Genomic DNA, 19,858 nt, shown 5'->3' with positions numbered 1-19,858 from the left:
GTTTTACGGTTTAATGAGAAAAACCTCATCTATTTTATTATGGATTATCACCAAAAGTATCCAATACCCACGTTAATTTACCCTTTTCATTTTTACCTGCAAAAATGAAATTCGCGTATAAATTTGAATTTTGGTAGCGTAATTTATTAATCCGAATTGAAAGATCATCATTAACCGTTGAATCAATGCCTGTATTACTACAAGAGGCATAAGCTGATGGTGCTGTAAATTCTGACGGTTGTTTTAATAATACGCCAACAGGTGGGGTCGCCCGTTCAAGATTATTTTCTCCCCAACAGGCAATTACGCCGTTTTCTCGGATTCCACAAGCAAAACTTTTAAATACATGCCATTGTTTAGATATAGATGATCTACTACAATCACTTATACATTCAGAATTTCCTCCAGTAGAAACATAACTAAACACACCACTAGGAACGGTTTCTAATGAAGGGCAACTAATAGAGCCATCTGTTTTTAAACCACAAAAAATTGGATCATTAGAAGTGTTTGATTTTCTCCCTAGAAAAGAAATAACCCCATAATCAATTTGCGTCAAATAACCATAAGACTGATTAGTTTGCCCCCAACAAATAGCCACCCCATCGGTCATAATTCCACAAGTCGTTTTATAACCCGCAACAATAGATTTAAACGTATCCGCTGCAATATTCGCTTGACCACTTTCACCATCGCCCCAACATTCCACCGTACCATCAGGTTTTAAACCACAACTATGGGCATCGCCTAATGTTAATTGTTGAAAAGGCCCCGGAGGATAAGACACCTGACTGCTATCATTCGCGCCCCAACAAATCGGTGAACCATTTTCTTTTAACGCACAGGCATGTTTTCCACCGACTTCCACTTGAATAAATTGCCCTGGAGGCGGTGACGTTTCCCCTGATGTATCTTCACCCCAACAAGAAACTGAACCATCCGTACTTAACGCACAATTAAAATTAAACCCCGCACTGACTTCGGTAAACGTCCCGTCAGGCGGATCAACTTGATTTTGACTATTATCTCCCCAACACACTAAGGTATTATCTTCTTTAACTCCACAAACATGATTCGCACCCGCACTCAACGTACTGCCTGCGTAAACACTGGATAAACTGTAAAATAGCAGATAAGCCATTAAAATTAATACTTGGTTGATTTTATTTTTTAACATGAAGTTCACCTATTTAGATAGTTGAATCGAACTACTTATACAATCACCTGTGCCAATATAATCAAGAAAAGGATTGTATTCTACTTTACATTTTTCTATATTAATCCCGCCATCACCATCGCTTGAAATATTAGTAACATAAGGGCCTGCGGTAGAACACGCGGTTAAAAAAAAATACTAATGGGTAAAACGATAAATTTTAATAACGTCATAAGAAACTCCAATTCCATACTGAAAATAAATTTTTAAATGTCATTTATATATACGGGATAGGAATTTGGTATTATGGGCTACCAATTTAAGACGGGACATCCAGCAATTTCAAAGGGTTAGAAAACACACGCTTTCGACTATTTCTAGGAAGCGGTAACTCGCCCATTTCATTCAGTAGCCATGAAAACAAGTCTGGAAACTCGGTATCAAATAAACGCATGGCGGCGGTTGTGCCATCCTCACGTTTGATTCCGTAGTTATGAATGACCGTCAACGCGTTTAATCGCTTTTTATTCAAACCTCGCCCATTGCGATACATTTGCGATAAACAGCCATTTCGCCCTTCCACCGCAGATGAACTGCGTTGAAACTGCCTTGCCATATGCTCCGCCAATGTTAGCCATCGCTGCATTTCACTGATTGATAACTTTGCACTAAATGGGTCTGATTTGAGCTTATCAGACGCGGTTTCCCAAGCTTTTCGATAGTTTTCCTTTGACCTGCGGCTTTTAGTTTGTTCCATTTTCTGATGCCAATAAACAACGGGTAATAATGTTGTGGTCAACCAATATTCGGTATCCGCATCAAGCCCCAAATTTTGCAAGGTTTCGCGTACCCAAAGCCACCAAAAACTGATGGATACCGCTAACGGTTTTATTTGATTACGAAACTTTTTCATCACGCCTTTATGATCGTTAATCCCTTGTTTTTCCGCTATTTTTTCAAAGGCTCGCGCTCTTAACTCTAGCAACTTCTCAACCTGTTCCGCATCGTTTCTACGACTATCATTGAGTGAAAAAGGATGAACTTCATCCGCAATCCCTTGTAAGTTTTCGTGATAATCTGTTTGTATTTTTTTGGCTTCTTCAAGCTCTTTTTCAGCCGTTATCCGTGTTGTTTTAAGTCCAATAATTTTCTGCATCGTTGCCGTTTTAGAAACAGTAGACTCTGCGGTTTGCGCTGCTTGCCGCTGTTTTTCAGCCCTTGCTGCACGCCTGCCGATTTTCGCGCCTAACCAGCGACTCATATCTTGTTGAGCATGAAAAATATCTGCCCCCGATTCGCACTTAAACCCCGTCACTGCCATTTTTATCAACGCCTTAGCGCGATCACTAATCGCATGATTAACCTCAATGCCTAATGATTCTAATCGTGGCGAAACCTTTTTATACCAAGTATCGTAGCACCTATCATCGCTAATATCTTCCAACAAAAGATAGCCAGAACGTAAGTCCATTAAAACTAAAATCATAAAGTTGCCGAAAAAGTCTCATCCAGCCCAGCAACAACTTTACGTGTTTGTTTTTTCACACTTTTTTCGCATTCTTGCTGAAACTGCGGCAATAAGACTTCCATTTTATTGATTTGAGTCCGCAGTGCGTCGGGTGATACGCCCACATGGGTGTCAATCCGTATCATTTTAAAAAACAGCGATAAAGTCTCTGCACCTACGCCTGCCTTTAATCCAAAGACATACAAGGCGGAAAACACCATTAATCTTTGCCAAGAACTACCTGCCTCGGTTTCCCATAATGATGATTCAGGATGTCGATTTCGCTTTGTTTGCGCTTGACGATGACGATGCACACTGCTTTTTGAGCGACCAACAATTGAAGCTAAGTTACGAACAGTTTGCTTGCCTGTTGTTGTAATTTCAGCGATAATTGCGTGACTAGCTGCGCGTATTTTCTGTGTTGTTCTGTTTTTTTAGTCATTAACCTATGATACAAGAATATCGCAGTTAGTTCTTTATTTTGTCCCGTCTTAAGTTGGTAGCCGTATTATGGAAAGAAAAATAAATTTTAATTAATTTAGGCTATAATCGTCCCTTTTTATCGACAACCTATTAAACATTGTGGCTAGTTTAACAAACGATTTAACGACTTTTCAGGGATTGATTTCCACCCTACAAGACTACTGGGCTAAACAAGGCTGTATTTTATTACAACCGCTGGATTTAGAAGTGGGAGCGGGGACGTTTCATCCTGCAACGTTTTTGCGAGCCATCGGGCCTGAGCCTTGGAATACCGCGTACGTACAACCATCACGCCGTCCTACTGATGGGCGTTTTGGGGAAAACCCAATGCGGCTACAACATTACTACCAATACCAAGTCATCCTAAAACCGTCGCCTGATAATATTCAAGAGCTTTATTTAGATTCATTACGTCATATAGGGCTTGATTTATTAGAGCATGATGTTCGGTTTGTTGAAGATAATTGGGAATCACCGAGTTTAGGCGCGTGGGGATTAGGCTGGGAAGTGTGGCTAAATGGGATGGAAGTCACTCAATTCACCTATTTTCAGCAAATTGGCGGATTAGAATGTAAACCTGTTACGGGTGAAATCACCTATGGTTTAGAACGTATCGCGATGTACATTCAAGGCGTTGAAAGTGTTTATGATTTAATTTGGGCAAATACACCTCAAGGCGTTGTCACTTATGGCGATGTATTTCATCAAAATGAAGTTGAAATGTCAGAATTTAATTTTGAACACGCGAACGTTGCTTTTATGTTTGAGTGTTTTAATACCTATGAACAAGAATGCGTTAAGTTAATTGAAAAAGACTTACCGCTTCCAGCGTATGAAATGGTTTTAAAAGCATCACATACGTTTAATTTACTGGATGCGCGTCATGCTATTTCAGTCACCGAACGACAACGTTATATTCTCCGCATACGTAATATGGCAAAAAAAGTCGCCGAAGCGTATTATCAACGCCGCGAAGCATTAGGCTTTCCCTTATGTAAATAAGGCCATGATTAGATTAATGAAACCCAGTCTTTATATTTGTCTGGGTTTCGTTATTGTTCCACGAATTTAAATTCTATTTAAAATCATAAAAATATTAAGTTTCATAATAGCCTATCGTAATTTTATAGCTTAATTAGCAACAAGAGATTCTATAATATTTTTTTCAATTTTATCAATTACATTTTTTATTGAAATTTGTTTTCCTTGAAATTCATCAATATGAGGCGTAACGCCTGAACTACTTGAAGAATATAAAGGGCAACCAACTTAAAACGGGACAGTTTTAGCCTCTTAATATTTGCAAAGCGAGGAAATTCAACAATTCCGCCAGTAGTTTATTTTACTGGCTGTCTCATCTTAAATTGGTAGCCCTTTTCGTCCATGAACGGGTTCATGTTCGTTAGCATAAAACATGATAATAATAGACTTGTTCTTTAAGAAGAAGTTAATATATCATGTTAAAATTCCATAGGATAGCCGCTAAAAAAGAAAATAAATCTTTTACACCTTCTTTTTTATTTCTAAACTTGTCAACTAGGCATCTATATCTTTTCATTCCACCGATTACATGCTCAACAATGACTCTTTCACGACTCATCTCTTTGTTTTCTTTTTTTTGATTTTCAGTTAATGTTGGGTTTGGATTATGCTTAGATTTATTTGGTTTTTTATGAGGAATATTTACCGAATTAGTTTTATATTCATTATTAAACCCCAAATAACCTAAATCAATAAATATATTAAAATTACTAAACCAATTTAATTCTGGATTAAATTCTTTTTTAAACATTCCATAATCATGATTTTTACCTGGAAAACTAACCCCAATATATAAAATTAAATGACCTAAAGAAGCTATAGTGGTATTTTTAATTGTATGCTGTTTTTTTTACCACTGTAAAATTAATTTTGTTCTTCATAGTCACTAGGGCGTTGTACAGCACGCTCTGTAGCATCTATTATCAATGTTTGAACTCCGCCAAAAGCCTGCTGCATTTCTTCAGGGGTTGAAAAACTTGTTGCAGGTAAAACATTAAATATATCTAACGTCTTTATTAAAATTGGAAATAATTTGTATACATGAGTATGGGCGCATGATTTATTCATATTAAAAGAAAACCCTAAGTGATCGAAAGTAGAATAACACTTCATATAATTTAATATAAATAATAATTTGTCTGCGGGTGTTTTTAATAGACTTGTTCTTTAAGAAGAAGTTAATATATCATGTTAAAATTCCATAGGATAGCCGCTAAAAAAGAAAATAAATCTTTTACACCTTCTTTTTTATTTCTAAACTTGTCAACTAGGCATCTATATCTTTTCATTCCACCGATTACATGCTCAACAATGACTCTTTCACGACTCATCTCTTTGTTTTCTTTTTTTTGTTTTTCAGTTAATGTTGGGTTTGGATTATGCTTAGATTTATTTGGTTTTTTATGAGGAATATTTACCGAATTAGTTTTATATTCATTATTAAACCCCAAATAACCTAAATCAATAAATATATTAAAATTACTAAACCAATTTAATTCTGGATTAAATTCTTTTTTAAACATTCCATAATCATGATTTTTACCTGGAAAACTAACCCCAATATATAAAATTAAATGACCTAAAGAAGCTATAGTGGTATTTTTAATTGTATGCTGTTTTTTTTACCACTGTAAAATTCATTTTGTTCTTCATAGTCACTAGGGCGTTGTACAGCACGCTCTGTAGCATCTATTATCAATGTTTGAACTCCGCCAAAAGCCTGCTGCATTTCTTCAGGGGTTGAAAAACTTGTTGCAGGTAAAACATTAAATATATCTAACGTCTTTATTAAAATTGGAAATAATTTGTATACATGAGTATGAGCGCATGATTTATTCATATTAAAAGAAAACCCTAAGTGATCGAAAGTAGAATAGCACTTCATATAATTTAATATAAATAATAATTTGTCTGCGGGTGTTTTTAATGTGCTATCTAAACCACTACCGTATTTTCTTTCTTTATTTTCATGTTTTTCTTTTTGATCTTCAATAAGGGTCTTTTCAAATAGAGATAATAGTAAAATAAAATGTTCTGTTTTTAATCCTGTTAAAGCTCTTAACTGTCTATCATCATAAATTCTTGGTAAAATTTCTTTTATTTTCATGTTATACTTTGATTTTTATTTTTTATAGAAATTTATTATAAAGCTTATTTATTATTTTTAATAATTTAATTTAAAGTTTATTTATTAGGCTGTATCAACTGATTGTGAGTGTTATCAAGTATATATAAGCAATTGATTTTAATATATTTTATTTAGAAGAACAAGTCTAATGTGCTATCTAAACCACTACCGTATTTTCTTTCTTTATTTTCATGTTTTTCTTTTTGATCTTCAATAAGGGTCTTTTCAAATAGAGATAATAGTAAAATAAAATGTTCTGTTTTTAATCCTGTTAAAGCTCTTAACTGTCTATCATCATAAATTCTTGGTAAAATTTCTTTTATTTTCATGTTATACTTTGATTTTTATTTTTTATAGAAATTTATTATAAAGCTTATTTATTATTTTTAATAATTTAATTTAAAGTTTATTTATTAGGCTGTATCAACTGATTGTGAGTGTTATCAAGTATATATAAGCAATTGATTTTAATATATTTTATTTAGAAGAACAAGTCTATTAGACTTGTTCTTTAAGAAGAAGTTAATATATCATGTTAAAATTCCATAGGATAGCCGCTAAAAAAGAAAATAAATCTTTTACACCTTCTTTTTTATTTCTAAACTTGTCAACTAGGCATCTATATCTTTTCATTCCACCGATTACATGCTCAACAATGACTCTTTCACGACTCATCTCTTTGTTTTCTTTTTTTTGATTTTCTGTTAATGTTGGGTTTGGATTATGCTTAGATTTATTTGGTTTTTTATGAGGAATATTTACCGAATTAGTTTTATATTCATTATTAAACCCCAAATAACCTAAATCAATAAATATATTAAAATTACTAAACCAATTTAATTCTGGATTAAATTCTTTTTTAAACATTCCATAATCATGATTTTTACCTGGAAAATTAACCCCAATATATAAAATTAAATGACCTAAAGAAGCTATAGTGGTATTTTTAATTGTATGCTGTTTTTTTTACCACTGTAAAATTCATTTTGTTCTTCATAGTCACTAGGGCGTTGTACAGCACGCTCTGTAGCATCTATTATCAATGTTTGAACTCCGCCAAAAGCCTGCTGCATTTCTTCAGGGGTTGAAAAACTTGTTGCAGGTAAAACATTAAATATATCTAACGTCTTTATTAAAATTGGAAATAATTTGTATACATGAGTATGGGCGCATGATTTATTCATATTAAAAGAAAACCCTAAGTGATCGAAAGTAGAATAGCACTTCATATAATTTAATATAAATAATAATTTGTCTGCGGGTGTTTTTAATGTGCTATCTAAACCACTACCGTATTTTCTTTCTTTATTTTCATGTTTTTCTTTTTGATCTTCAATAAGGGTCTTTTCAAATAGAGATAATAGTAAAATAAAATGTTCTGTTTTTAATCCTGTTAAAGCTCTTAACTGTCTATCATCATAAATTCTTGGTAAAATTTCTTTTATTTTCATGTTATACTTTGATTTTTATTTTTTATAGAAATTTATTATAAAGCTTATTTATTATTTTTAATAATTTAATTTAAAGTTTATTTATTAGGCTGTATCAACTGATTGTGAATGTTATCAAGTATATATAAGCAATTGATTTTAATATATTTTATTTAGAAGAACAAGTCTAATGAACATTTACCTCTTTAAATAAACCTTGACTTTGTTCTTCTATAGCTTTACCAAATAACCGCGCATCATTTACGGTATACTTTAAATTGAGCCGTGAATCTTCAAAATCTTTAATCCCAATACTTAAAACATGTAAAGTAGGTTGACTATAATAATCTTTAATTAATTTATGACTGACTGGTTTACTTTTATTTTTATTTGAATAATCATAAACCTCTGCTTTGATAACACTCACGCCATAAGGTAAATCCAATTCATATTCTTTCGTAATGGAACCATCTCCATTCGTTTGAGTACCCCTTATTTTTGGATTTAATCGCGTATTATCTAAATAAATATTTATTTTTCCTATGCCTCCTCCTTGATTTATGGTAGTCACTTTAAAGCGAGTAACCGCACTGGTAGAATCGTTATCAAACTCACCAATTTTAATTTCTGGTGCTGTATTATTAGCATAGTTTTTAGGTTTATCATCGCTGTTTGGCATTGATCCAAAGTCCACAGCTAAGACTGTTTTTTTAACTGCAATTAATGTTCGGTTATCTTGAATGATTTTGATGAGGTTGGTTTCATTAAGAATATCTTGTACCGCCTCTTCATTTATAACGACGCTGTAATTTCGATTAATATAGCTCACAGATTTATCTTTAGAAAAAGGCTGATAACCAGGTGCTGTTCCAAAACGTAACACATTCATCGTTATATCACTGACATACGATTGAATAACATGACCTGAATTACTCTCTTCCATCATAGAAAGTTTTGAACTAGAACAAGGGTGATAGCCTTGATATTTAGTTAAAGACTGGCAGTGATAACGAGCTTTCTTTTCGACCACTTCAAAAAAGGGTGAAATTTGCTTAAATTGAGACGTAATTTGGAGAACTTCTTGATTTGAATTATCTCTAGCACGCGGTTGTATACTAATTTCTTTAATTTCCCATTGCTCATTAATAGACTCAACAAGGACATAATAACTATTTTTTTGAACTAAATAATCTTCAATAATAATATCTGGTTTGTTGAAGAGATTCATACACGAAGTAAGATTTAAAAATAAAAGACCTGTGCCTATTACTTTAAGGTTTTTTTTAATTTTTTTCATAGATACCTTGTAATTTTCATCCTAGATTTAGAAATGTTCTTAATCTTATATACGGGATAGGAATTAACAAATTTTGAAAAAAATTTAATTTGATGAAAATTATTGAGGATTAAAATAAGAGACTTGTTCTTTAAGAAGAAGTTAATATATCATGTTAAAATTCCATAGGATAGCCGCTAAAAAAGAAAATAAATCTTTTACACCTTCTTTTTTATTTCTAAACTTGTCAACTAGGCATCTATATCTTTTCATTCCACCGATTACATGCTCAACAATGACTCTTTCACGACTCATATCTTTGTTTTCTTTTTTTTGATTTTCTGTTAATGTTGGGTTTGGATTATGCTTAGATTTATTTGGTTTTTTATGAGGAATATTTACCGAATTAGTTTTATATTCATTATTAAACCCCAAATAACCTAAATCAATAAATATATTAAAATTACTAAACCAATTTAATTCTGGATTAAATTCTTTTTAAACATTCCATAATCATGATTTTTACCGGAAAACTAACCCCAATATATAAAATTAAATGACCTAAAGAAGCTATAGTGGTATTTTTAATTGTATGCTGTTTTGTAAAATTCATTTTGTTCTTCATAGTCACTAGGGCGTTGTACAGCACGCTCTGTAGTATCTATTATCAATGTTTGAACTCCGCCAAAAGCCTGCTGCATTTCTTCAGGGGTTGAAAAACTTGTTGCAGGTAAAACATTAAATATATCTAACGTCTTTATTAAAATTGGAAATAATTTGTATACATGAGTATGGGCGCATGATTTATTCATATTAAAAGAAAACCCTAAGTGATCGAAAGTAGAATAACACTTCATATAATTTAATATAAATAATAATTTGTCTGCGGGTGTTTTTAATGTGCTATCTAAACCACTACCGTATTTTCTTTCTTTATTTTCATGTTTTTCTTTTTGATCTTCAATAAGGGTCTTTTCAAATAGAGATAATAGTAAAATAAAATGTTCTGTTTTTAATCCTGTTAAAGCTCTTAACTGTCTATCATCATAAATTCTTGGTAAAATTTCTTTTATTTTCATGTTATACTTTGATTTTTATTTTTTATAGAAATTTATTATAAAGCTTATTTATTATTTTTAATAATTTAATTTAAAGTTTATTTATTAGGCTGTATCAACTGATTGTGAGTGTTATCAAGTATATATAAGCAATTGATTTTAATATATTTTATTTAGAAGAACAAGTCTAAGGTTTTTGCAACCTATTTTCTTAGAAAAATGATTTTCCTATCCCGTATATAGTTAAAGGTAGGATCAACTTACCAATAATTCATAGCGAGGAAAATCTAAATGAAGAATTTACTATACATGCTCATAGTCACGAGTTTTTTTGTGACCCCTTTAGTGCATGCACGAAGTATAGGAGGCGTTTTTATTGATGGAAACGTTTCACAGCTTACGAAAGTGACTAAAAATATTACTAATAGTGCCAGTGGTTCTCATGCGAGAGCAGAACAATATTTAGCTTCTATTAGTGGCGATAAGATAGAACTTAGAGGCAGTCTTACGCAAGTAGTCAAAGCACACAATATAAGAAATATTGCTAATGGAAGTCACCCTATCGCAACACAAATGATTAGTAATATTATTGTTAATCAATAGCAATATATTTTATTTTTATAGAAAATTCACAAAAAAATTAAATTTTTTACTAAAAGTGAAATTTTCTATCCCGTATATATATTATGTAGGTTAAAAAATCTGCATCTTAATTCACATAATTCAAATTTTGGAGAATCTAAATGAAAAAATTAACTTATATCCTGTTAATCTCAACTTTCCTTGCCACTTCATCAGTGTATGCTAGAGCTATTGAAGGTATTAAAATTTCTGGAAAAGTTAAACTAACGGCTACCAACTTAAGGCGGGACAGTTTTAAATCCCCAATATTTACAAAGTGAGGAAAATCAACAATCGTGCAGTAGTTGATTTTACTGGATGTCCCGTCTTAAGTTGGTAGCCAAGTTAAACTAATGACAGTGACAGAAGGAGCTATAAGTAGTATTGCTAAAGGCTCTGGTAGCCAAGCTAACCAAAGTATATCTGTAATAGAAGGTGAGGCCGTAAAAGTGGATAATAAAGTTACCCTATCTACTATTACTAAAAAAGGGGGAATTACTAATATAGCTGATGGAGCTAATACAGTGGCTAACCAATATATATCAACCTTATCAGGTGAAAGAATTGCCGTTACTGATACACTAGAGCTATCAACTAAAGCTGGTAGCATTTATAATTCTGCAAGCAATGGTGGAAAATCCAATCAATATATTTCTACTATTCGAGGTACTAATGTATCTGTAGGGCAATAAAACTTATAATTATTTATAGAATGAGGTAGTTAAATTTAATTGGCTATCAATTTTAGACAGGCGATTTAAATATTTTAATTTGTAAAACCAAGAAAATTAATAATCGTGCAGTAGTAGATTCGCTGACTATCCGATCTTAAATTGGTAGCTAATTTTAAATCAACTCTAAGTATCTAAGTAAAAGATTTTATTTTTAAAGGTATTTGTAATCAACATCTTGCGTCGATAAAATATACGGGCTACCAACTTAAGACGGGACATCCAGTAAAATCAACTACTGCACGATTGTTGATTTTCCTCACTTTGTAAATATTGGGGATTTAAAACTGTCCCGCCTTAAGTTGGTAGCCAATATACGGTAATTTATATTTAAATACTTACTTTGAATCACAATAAGGAAAAAAAATGAAAATTTTATTATATGGAGTGCTTTTATTATTTAGCATTCAAATTTATGCTGATAATATCAACCAACGAACTGATTTATCCCCTAGTACGAGGCTTTCCGTTAATAAACATATCGCTAAATCTTATGTTCAAAAAGAAAAAGATTATAATAATAATGCTGATAAAGTTAATATAGAAAAAAATGGGACTAAAGAAGACAATGGCAGTCAAATAATTAATAGTTTTAGTGATGTAAATGATGTACCAGATGAGGTAGTTACTGTTGTTGGTGGAGATATTGTAAATATTTGCTTTCGTTGTCGATAATAAAAAATTACTATGAAAAATAAACTCCTAATAACCTCAATACTTTTACTTTTTAACGTCTTAAGTGGTTGCTCAACGCATACTAATGAGGTATTTGATTTATATCAAACGGTGCTTCCCCCTGTTAGAAATATTACTCGCTTTGAAAAGTCCTTAGAATGTTTTCGTGAGTTATTACGTAAAGATTATAAGGGAGAGGTTATTACTATTACCTCAAATGGTATTCCAAATCATGCAGGGCGCGATTTAAGTTTACTCAGTGGTCGTGATATGTTGATTAGTACTATCAGTCAATTAAGAAGTAAAAAAATTAAATTTATTGTAGTGCCTTCAGCTCCAACTATTAATCAGTTTTCAGATAACATGGCTATTGCAGGGGGTGATCCTTTATTATTTGACAAATATATTGATTTATATCAAAAATGGTTTCCTAGTGGATTACTTAAACAGCCACATTATCCTGATTACAGAATTATAGGATCAATCAGTCAGCTTGATAAAGGCGTTATTTCAGGTAATGCCTCAGCAAGTTTAGCTTTTGAAGATAGCAATATAGGTTTTTCTCGTGATGATATGACCTCAATTATTACTATGGACATGAACATAGAAGATACAGCCGACTTTTCCATTCTTAATGGTGTAGGAAGTTCAAATTCCATTGCCGTTTATCGTGCAGGAATTGCAGGTGACCTAGGTGGACGCTTAAAACGAGCAGGGGTATTTTTTGATTTTTCATTTGATCGTAGCGAAGGCGTTCATCAAGCTATTAGAACCTTAATACAATTAGGGACGATTGAAATGTTAGGAAAGCTGGCTAACGTTCCTTATGAAAGCTGTCTAAAATTATCACAATCAACTACATAAATGGTATTACAGAGGGAATAATAGTTAACACTCTATTTTCCCTCTACATAACCCACTCAAAAATGATAACTTAACTCAGCACGAATATGATGGTCTTTTCTCAAAAAATAAGACACATCATTAACCCTTGCGCCACTAAAAAAACGCGCTTCAAGCTCTATCTTAAACGCATCCCCTAAACGCCGACTGGCTTCAATATTATAAAACTTCTCATTCGACTCTCGATCAAAAAGAATCCCCGCTAAAATTTGAGTACTTTGAATATCATTAAATGAAAAACGCATCGCCGCTAAAAAATCATCTTCGGTCGTTGTCGGCGCATTATCGCCTCGTCCATCGTACAAATACTCGGCCACCCAACCCACATCGAACCCCGTTTCAAATACATTATATAACGTGTATTCAAACCCCACCGTACTCGCAAAAAACGTTTTCCCTTGCCCTGAACGAACAATAGATTCCAATTTCCACAACCAATCACCTTTGGTTACCTGAACATCAATCGCTGACTGATGAATCATTTCATAATAAGGAATCAATCTTAAATTTCCCGTGGGTAATATTTCCGCTAATAACGTAGGCTCTCGGCTCATGCCATAAAAATGTGATACCCCTAAATCCCAATCACCTAATGTATGGGACCAGCGAGCGGCATAGCCTAAATGTTTTTCAGCTCCGTGTTTTTCATAACGCGCCTCACCCACATCCACCGCGGGAAAACTACGCAATCGCCCTTCATTACCTGCAAAAGTACGCTCTCTAAATCCTGTTAAAAAAAATAAATCTAACGTCCCCCAATCCTGAATAATCGCTAAATTAATCATCGGTTGCCCCAGCTTATCTTCCGTATCCGTATTTTCAACCGCATCCGTTTGATTAATAATATCCACTAAATGCTGCCCTTCCGAAACCCCCCAAAACACTTTACGAATCCCTATCCGTAATTCCCAGTTCGTTCGTGCATTCAACCACGTTAATTCTCGAATATCAAAATGTGTCCGTCGACTATCATGCTGAGAATAGCGATAAAAAGGCACAAAAGCGATGCTTTGCCGCCCCTTATCCCATTCATGATAAAGCTCAATTTCACTGACGGCCGATAACGTGTGATTATGCTGCTCAGAATCTAAAGGATTATTTAAAAACCCCAGACTTTCAATGCCTATAGAACCCGAATACTCAAAAGCTTCTGCGTTCGACTGAATTAAAAATAAAAATATAAAAATAAAGGGCAATTTTTTCATTAACGTATTTTTAGCGATCATAGTGGTTTATATTGTATAATATTTATCCAATTATCTACTTTTTTTATTCATTTAAGTTGACAACTGTTTCATCACTTTTTCTCGGAGAGCCTCTTCTAATGTCTGCAACACTTGATACCCAGCCCATTAATTTACGCCATGACTGGTCTTTAGATGAAGTTAAGGCTTTATTTTCATTACCTTTTAATGATTTGTTATTCAACGCACACTCTATTCATCGAAGCCATTTTGATCCTAACCAAGTTCAAATTAGTAGTTTATTAAGTATTAAAACAGGAGCGTGTTCTGAAGATTGTGGTTATTGCCCTCAAAGTGCGCGTTACGATTCCGATTTAAAACCTGAAGCCTTAATGCCTATTGATGATGTTTTAAAAGCGGCAAAGCGGGCCAAAGAAGACGGGGCCTCCCGTTTTTGTATGGGGGCGGCATGGCGACAACCGAAAGATAAGGATGTTGAACGCGTCGTTGAAATGGTTCAAGGCGTTAAAGCCTTAGGGATGGAAACCTGCGTCACCCTAGGGATGTTAACCGATAAACAAACCCAAACTTTAAAAGAGGGCGGTTTAGATTATTACAATCATAATTTAGATACTTCCGAAGATTATTATTCCGAAGTGATTACCACCCGCACCTATCAAGATCGTTTAGATACCTTAGAGCGCGTACGCGATGCAGGCATAAATGTCTGTTGTGGGGGTATTATAGGTATGGGGGAATCCGATGCGGATCGTGCTAATTTATTAATTGAATTAGCCAATCTTCCCAGTCATCCTGAAAGTGTGCCTATTAATATGTTGGTTCAAGTCGAAGGAACGCCGTTAATGGGGTCAGAAAATTTAGATTCCTTAACCTTTATTCGTACCCTTGCGGTTGCGCGTATTTTAATGCCTAAATCACGCGTTCGCCTATCCGCTGGACGTAATGAAATGAATGATGAAATGCAAGCCTTGTGCTTTTTTGCAGGGGCAAATTCTATCTTTTATGGCGATAAACTATTAACCACGGATAACCCAATGACCCATCATGATAAAACCTTATTTGATCGCCTAGGTTTGCATTCAGGTGGTTCAAGTTACGCTTAAATTATGAAAGGGTTTGCTTTAGAAAATGAACTTGAGCGATTAAAACAGCAAGGACTCTATCGTTCACGGCGTGTGATTGATTCGCCTCAAGACGTAAGCATTAGGATTGATGGGCGACCCGTTTTAAATTTTTGCAGTAATGATTATTTAGGACTGGCCCGTCATCCACAGGTTATTTCTGCTTTTCAACAGGCGGCTAATCATTATGGAATCGGCAGTGGTTCAGCTCATTTAATTTGTGGGCATAGTGTTGCTCATCATACCTTAGAAGAAGAACTTGCCACGTTTACAAAACGAGACCGCGCCTTATTATTTTCCACAGGCTATATGGCTAACCTAGGGGTTCTTTCTGCGTTACTTGGGCGAGGCGATGACGTGTTTGAAGATAAATTAAATCATGCCTCTTTATTGGATGGCGGTTTATTCTCAGGTGCAACCTTTAAACGTTATTTACATGCGGATGTAGACAGCTTGCAAAAAAAGCTTAATCGCTCAACCGCCGCAAAAAAAATACTCGTCACCGATGGGGTTTTTAGTATGGATGGGGATCTTGCACCTTTAGTTGACTTAGCGAGCCTGGCTAAAAAAAATGAAGCCGCTTTAATGGTTGATGATGCCCATGGTTTGGGCGTATTAGGTCAGACAGGTGGAGGACTGGTTGAACAATGTGAATTAACTCAAACCGATGTCCCTATTTTGATGGGGACATTTGGCAAAGCCTTTGGAACGTCAGGGGCATTTGTCGCGGGCTCTGAGGCTCTGATTGAAACCTTAATTCAAAAATCTCGCCCTTATATTTATACCACCGCACTCCCCGCAGCCATTGCAGCAGCGACTTCCACCAGCTTAAACCTATTGATTAATGATTCATGGCGCAGAGAGAAATTACAGGCTTTAATAATGCAATTTAAACAAGGAGCGAACCAGTTAGGTCTACGTTTAATGAATTCAAATTCCGCTATTCAACCTATTTTAGTGGGGGATGCTCAAAAAGCAGTGGCCATCAGCCAACACTTATTAGATTTGGGAATTTTAGTAACCGCTATTAGACCGCCAACCGTCGCTAAAGGGCAGGCACGATTACGAGTCACTTTTTCTGCCAATCATCAAAAAAAGAATGTCACCTCTTTATTGAATGCGTTAGAGAAATCAATTTTATGAAAATACATAAAGAAATTTATGGAAAAGGGGATCCTATTGTTTTGCTGCATGGTTGGGCAATGCACACAGGAATTTGGCGTAATTTTGCTCAAAAGTTAGCTCAAAATTATCAGGTCATTTGTCTGGATTTACCGTCACATGGGCGCAGTGACTCACTCCCTAACTTTCAATTAGATAAAATTAGCGCGGCATTAGTGGAAGCCTTTCCTAAAGAACCCTGTACCGTTTTAGGCTGGTCATTAGGCGCAACCATTGCCTTAGATTTAAACCACCGTTTTCCTGATAAAGTGAAACAATTAGTCTTGCTAACAGGTAATCCCTGTTTTGTAAAAAATGAACGGTGGGCAGGAATGGAATTAACCTTATTACACCGCTTTGCTCATAATTTAATGAACGATTGCCAAGCGACTTTAGTACGTTTTTTATCCTTACAGATTTTAGGATTACCCACGTATAAGACTTTAGTTAAGACCTTAACCCTCGCATTACAAGAAACGCCTGTAACCCCGAAATCCGCTTTAGAGCAAGGTTTACTTATTTTAGAAAAGCAGGATTTACGCCCTGCCCTCGCTTCTTTAAATTGCCCTGTGATGGCAATTTTAGGTGATCGAGATACGTTAATCCCTGTTGCCATCGGTCAACAAATGCAAGCGTTACAGCCGACTTTATCCTTACATATTTTAAAAAAATCAGGTCATGTTCCTTTTTTATCACATGAAAATGAATTACTTAGTTTACTAACCACTTTTATGGAAAATACGCATGTTAGCTGAGTCACATTTAGATAAAAAAAATATTCGACAAGCCTTTGCCAAAGCCGCTCATTCTTATGATGCAATGGCCGCGTTACAACGACAGGTGGGACACGATTTATTAAGTGAAGTCAGTGCGAAGGATTTAACGGGAACGATTTTAGATGTCGGCTGTGGTACGGGTTTTTTAACAGGCGAATTATTAGCCTTATCAGGCTATCAACAAATAATCGCGTTAGACTTAGCCTTCCCAATGGTGGAAGCTACCCGAGCTAAATATCGTATGGAAAAATTGACTTATTTATGTGCCGATGCCGAAAATTTACCCTTACAAGCAAACTCCGTTGACACGCTTTTTTCTAATGTGGCCTTACAATGGTGTCAAAACCTATCCGCTGTTTTTGAAGAAATGAAACGAGTTTTAAAACCAACAGGTTCGCTGATCTTTTCTACCTTTGGCAGTCAAACATTACACGAATTAAAAACAGCGTGGGCCAATGTTGATCGTTTTAGCCATGTGAATGAATTTTATAATACCGCTCAAATTTACGACGCTTTAAAATACGCGGGCTATAAAAATATTATCATCACTGAAAAAATTCATCGCCCTTATTATGCCTCGGTCATCGCTTTAATGCGTGAGTTAAAAGGCATTGGCGCACATAATGTCATGGCGGGACGTAATCATAATATGACAGGCAAGTCTAAGATGCAGGCCATGATTCATCATTATGAATCATTGCACTCAAGTCATAAAATTCCAGCAACCTTTGAAATCATTAAGGTCTCTGCTAAAATTTAGTGTTCACATCAAAAAATATAACTGCAGCTCGTGAGTTAAACCTTATTTATAAATATAATCGTTAAAAAATAAAAAATACGTTTTTCATCCCGTTGCCTAACCTTAGATAATCAAACTAATAATAAAACCGCTATTTTTTATAACGCAGGCCAACGCGTGAACCCTCATAAGCATGAACCCGAAAAAACGGGTGAACATTCACTGGTTTTTATTGAACAAATAATGACATTTGGGGCGCGAAAACCCCTCATTAGTTTTTTATTTATCCTGTTTATTTCACTGATAAGCGGGGTCGGTTTACTGAATCTAACGTTAGATACCAGTTACGATAGTATGTTGAGTAACAATGATCCCATGATCCCTGTTTATAATCAGGTTATTAAAGACTTTGGCTCAGATAATTTAGTATTAATTCATTATCAAGCGGATAATTTATTTACGATTGAAAAATTAAAAATACTTAACGAAGTAACCAATACCTTACAAAACCTAGAAATTGTTGAAAACGTTGAAACCTTAGCCACAACCTTAACTATTCGTAATACCCATAAGGGATTGAAGATTGATCCTTTAGTTTCAACCCCGCCTCAAACTCAAGAAGACCTTGCGATCATTAAAGATAATGCGCTCTATAGCCCCTTAATTAGAGGAACGTATCTTTCAGACGATGGAAAAAAAGCCGCCCTTATTGTGACCCTGCGCCCCACCTTTAACGAACCTGAGTTTAATCGTAACGCGTATGAAAGTATTCAACAAGCAATTAAACCCTTAGAAAAAACCTTTGATAATGTTTTTCAAATGGGGAATCCGCGTATTAATGTTGAGTTTGAACGGGGTATTTTTTCAGATTTAACCACGATTACGCCCTTAGCCATTTTAGTGTTAATTATTAGTATTGTTTGTATGTTACGAACACCGATGGCCGCAATCTTACCGCTAGTCACCTCCGCACTGAGTATCCTTTGGGCATTAGGTTTTTTAGGATTTTATGGGATACCCCTTAATTTATTAACGGCCATTCTTCCTGCTTTAGTGGGGGAGAGTGTCGTATTGATGGAAATCAAATTGCCGCAGCAAGGCGAGCCGTTAGAACTGAAGCCATCCCTGTTATTTCAACCTCATTGGCACTTGCATCAGGTTTTTTAATCTTAAATGCCTCACAATTTAATATTATTGCCCAATTTGGATTATTATCGGCCTTAACCATGATAGGCGCGATGTTTAGTGACTTACTTATCACTCCCATATTATTTAAACGAATTCGTTTGGTCAGTTTATGGGATGTTATGACCCTTAATGTACAACAGGTTTTCACAAAAAGTGACATTTTTTCAGACATGTCTCCTTTTCAAATAAAACGCGTGATTCTATTATCACAAGTGCGTGAATATCAATCTGGCGAGATTGTCATTCAACAAGGCGACTTAGGGGATAAATTATTTATTGTTATTGCGGGCAACGCTGAAATTGTACTGTATAAGGTTAAAACTGAAATATCCATTGCCCATTTATGCTGGGGAGAAGTTTTTGGTGAAGCGGGTTATGCGGGCAATGTTAAACGTACCGCAACCGTAAGAGTTCCTGAAAATGGCCCTGTATTGCAGGTTATTATGCTTAATCAGCAACAGGTACAATCCAGTATGCGCTTTTACCCCCGCCTTCATGCCAAATTAAATAGTAATATTAGTAAAATTTTAGCCCAGCGTTTATTAGAACGAACTCAAATGGAGCTATAAATATCCCTAATTTTAATCGCTCAAATAAATAAATCAGACAAAGTCGTCATTTAACATCATGTATTTTAATCTTTATTTTTTAATTAACCT

23 protein-coding genes and 2 pseudogenes are annotated in these 19,858 nt (G+C 34.7%); 11 read left to right on the top strand and 14 right to left on the bottom strand.

Annotation, left to right across the window (positions count from 1 at the left end; all coding sequences use genetic code 11):
* Nucleotides 1-37: 37 nt before the first annotated feature.
* The 3 genes from Q9M50_11280 to Q9M50_11270 all read right to left on the bottom strand — a co-directional run bounded on the left by Q9M50_11280 (nt 38) and on the right by Q9M50_11270 (nt 2,977).
* Nucleotides 38-1,177 (bottom strand): hypothetical protein, encoded by a 1,140-nt coding sequence (locus Q9M50_11280; GenBank protein ID MDQ7091201.1) that lies wholly within the window; start codon nt 1,175-1,177, stop codon nt 38-40.
* A gap of 298 nt (nt 1,178-1,475) precedes the next feature.
* A complete protein-coding gene (locus Q9M50_11275; GenBank protein MDQ7091200.1) occupies nt 1,476-2,642 on the bottom strand; it encodes a DUF6399 domain-containing protein in 1,167 nt (388 codons plus the stop codon).
* A complete protein-coding gene (locus Q9M50_11270) occupies nt 2,639-2,977 on the bottom strand; it encodes a hypothetical protein (GenBank protein ID MDQ7091199.1) in 339 nt (112 codons plus the stop codon). Before Q9M50_11270 ends, Q9M50_11275 begins: the two co-directional genes overlap by 4 nt.
* Nucleotides 2,978-3,245: 268 nt before the next feature.
* Between Q9M50_11270 and glyQ the strand changes: the two genes are divergently transcribed.
* Nucleotides 3,246-4,148, top strand: a complete 903-nt coding sequence (gene glyQ / locus Q9M50_11265) for a glycine--tRNA ligase subunit alpha (protein MDQ7091198.1) — start codon at nt 3,246-3,248, stop codon at nt 4,146-4,148.
* Between the two features lie 445 nt (nt 4,149-4,593).
* Here the strand turns inward: glyQ and Q9M50_11260 are convergent.
* The 10 genes and pseudogenes from Q9M50_11260 to Q9M50_11215 all read right to left on the bottom strand — a co-directional run bounded on the left by Q9M50_11260 (nt 4,594) and on the right by Q9M50_11215 (nt 10,100).
* Nucleotides 4,594-5,025: pseudogene (locus Q9M50_11260) on the bottom strand (transposase family protein).
* Between the two features lie 26 nt (nt 5,026-5,051).
* Nucleotides 5,052-5,330, bottom strand: a pseudogene (locus Q9M50_11255) (transposase family protein).
* Nucleotides 5,331-5,365: 35 nt separating this feature from the next.
* Nucleotides 5,366-5,749: a transposase family protein gene (locus tag Q9M50_11250; protein ID MDQ7091197.1), complete on the bottom strand. Its 384-nt coding sequence runs from the start codon at nt 5,747-5,749 to the stop codon at nt 5,366-5,368.
* Between the two features lie 26 nt (nt 5,750-5,775).
* On the bottom strand, nt 5,776-6,294 hold the full coding sequence (locus Q9M50_11245) for a transposase family protein (GenBank protein ID MDQ7091196.1): 519 nt from the start codon (nt 6,292-6,294) through the stop codon (nt 5,776-5,778).
* A gap of 152 nt (nt 6,295-6,446) precedes the next feature.
* Entirely contained in the window at nt 6,447-6,644 is a 198-nt protein-coding gene (locus Q9M50_11240) for a hypothetical protein (GenBank protein MDQ7091195.1), read from the bottom strand.
* 193 nt (nt 6,645-6,837) lie between these two features.
* The gene (locus tag Q9M50_11235) at nt 6,838-7,221 is read right to left on the bottom strand and encodes a transposase family protein (protein ID MDQ7091194.1); all 384 of its coding nucleotides are present in this window, start codon (nt 7,219-7,221) and stop codon (nt 6,838-6,840) included.
* A gap of 26 nt (nt 7,222-7,247) precedes the next feature.
* Nucleotides 7,248-7,766 carry a transposase family protein gene (locus Q9M50_11230; protein MDQ7091193.1) on the bottom strand — a complete coding sequence of 173 codons (519 nt, stop codon included), beginning with the start codon at nt 7,764-7,766 and terminating at the stop codon, nt 7,248-7,250.
* Nucleotides 7,767-7,932: 166 nt separating this feature from the next.
* On the bottom strand, nt 7,933-9,042 hold the full coding sequence (locus Q9M50_11225; GenBank protein MDQ7091192.1) for a hypothetical protein: 1,110 nt from the start codon (nt 9,040-9,042) through the stop codon (nt 7,933-7,935).
* A 141-nt stretch (nt 9,043-9,183) separates the two neighbouring features.
* A complete protein-coding gene (locus tag Q9M50_11220) occupies nt 9,184-9,456 on the bottom strand; it encodes a transposase family protein (protein MDQ7091191.1) in 273 nt (90 codons plus the stop codon).
* A gap of 149 nt (nt 9,457-9,605) precedes the next feature.
* Nucleotides 9,606-10,100, bottom strand: coding sequence for a transposase family protein (locus Q9M50_11215; protein MDQ7091190.1), 495 nt, complete (start codon nt 10,098-10,100; stop codon nt 9,606-9,608).
* Between the two features lie 312 nt (nt 10,101-10,412).
* Between Q9M50_11215 and Q9M50_11210 the strand changes: the two genes are divergently transcribed.
* From Q9M50_11210 to Q9M50_11195, 4 genes are all read left to right on the top strand, one after another.
* On the top strand, nt 10,413-10,682 hold the full coding sequence (locus Q9M50_11210; GenBank protein ID MDQ7091189.1) for a hypothetical protein: 270 nt from the start codon (nt 10,413-10,415) through the stop codon (nt 10,680-10,682).
* A 371-nt stretch (nt 10,683-11,053) separates the two neighbouring features.
* Nucleotides 11,054-11,392 (top strand): hypothetical protein, encoded by a 339-nt coding sequence (locus Q9M50_11205; GenBank protein MDQ7091188.1) that lies wholly within the window; start codon nt 11,054-11,056, stop codon nt 11,390-11,392.
* A 405-nt stretch (nt 11,393-11,797) separates the two neighbouring features.
* Nucleotides 11,798-12,106, top strand: a complete 309-nt coding sequence (locus Q9M50_11200) for a hypothetical protein (protein MDQ7091187.1) — start codon at nt 11,798-11,800, stop codon at nt 12,104-12,106.
* 12 nt (nt 12,107-12,118) lie between these two features.
* Nucleotides 12,119-12,970 (top strand): hypothetical protein, encoded by an 852-nt coding sequence (locus Q9M50_11195; protein MDQ7091186.1) that lies wholly within the window; start codon nt 12,119-12,121, stop codon nt 12,968-12,970.
* 56 nt (nt 12,971-13,026) lie between these two features.
* Here Q9M50_11195 and Q9M50_11190 read toward each other — a convergent pair whose 3' ends face one another.
* Nucleotides 13,027-14,235, bottom strand: coding sequence for a hypothetical protein (locus Q9M50_11190; GenBank protein ID MDQ7091185.1), 1,209 nt, complete (start codon nt 14,233-14,235; stop codon nt 13,027-13,029).
* Between the two features lie 98 nt (nt 14,236-14,333).
* On the opposite strand from Q9M50_11190, the gene bioB reads away from it, so the two are divergent.
* The 6 genes from bioB to Q9M50_11160 all read left to right on the top strand — a co-directional run bounded on the left by bioB (nt 14,334) and on the right by Q9M50_11160 (nt 19,768).
* Entirely contained in the window at nt 14,334-15,317 is a 984-nt protein-coding gene (gene bioB, locus Q9M50_11185) for a biotin synthase BioB (GenBank protein MDQ7091184.1), read from the top strand.
* Nucleotides 15,318-15,320: 3 nt separating this feature from the next.
* Nucleotides 15,321-16,478, top strand: a complete 1,158-nt coding sequence (bioF, locus tag Q9M50_11180) for an 8-amino-7-oxononanoate synthase (protein ID MDQ7091183.1) — start codon at nt 15,321-15,323, stop codon at nt 16,476-16,478.
* Nucleotides 16,475-17,251, top strand: coding sequence for an alpha/beta fold hydrolase (locus tag Q9M50_11175; protein ID MDQ7091182.1), 777 nt, complete (start codon nt 16,475-16,477; stop codon nt 17,249-17,251). Before bioF ends, Q9M50_11175 begins: the two co-directional genes overlap by 4 nt.
* The gene (gene bioC / locus Q9M50_11170) at nt 17,241-18,032 is read left to right on the top strand and encodes a malonyl-ACP O-methyltransferase BioC (GenBank protein ID MDQ7091181.1); all 792 of its coding nucleotides are present in this window, start codon (nt 17,241-17,243) and stop codon (nt 18,030-18,032) included. The genes Q9M50_11175 and bioC overlap by 11 nt, the downstream gene beginning before the upstream one ends.
* 156 nt (nt 18,033-18,188) lie before the next feature.
* Nucleotides 18,189-19,178, top strand: a complete 990-nt coding sequence (locus Q9M50_11165) for an MMPL family transporter (GenBank protein ID MDQ7091180.1) — start codon at nt 18,189-18,191, stop codon at nt 19,176-19,178.
* Nucleotides 19,154-19,768 carry a cyclic nucleotide-binding domain-containing protein gene (locus Q9M50_11160; GenBank protein MDQ7091179.1) on the top strand — a complete coding sequence of 205 codons (615 nt, stop codon included), beginning with the start codon at nt 19,154-19,156 and terminating at the stop codon, nt 19,766-19,768. The genes Q9M50_11165 and Q9M50_11160 overlap by 25 nt, the downstream gene beginning before the upstream one ends.
* Nucleotides 19,769-19,858 lie beyond the last annotated feature (90 nt).

This window comes from Methylococcales bacterium, assembly GCA_030949405.1.
GTDB lineage: Bacteria > Pseudomonadota > Gammaproteobacteria > Methylococcales > Methylomonadaceae > WTBX01.
Note: the sequence above shows the minus strand (reverse complement) of the source record. Positions and strands in the feature narration are given on the sequence as shown.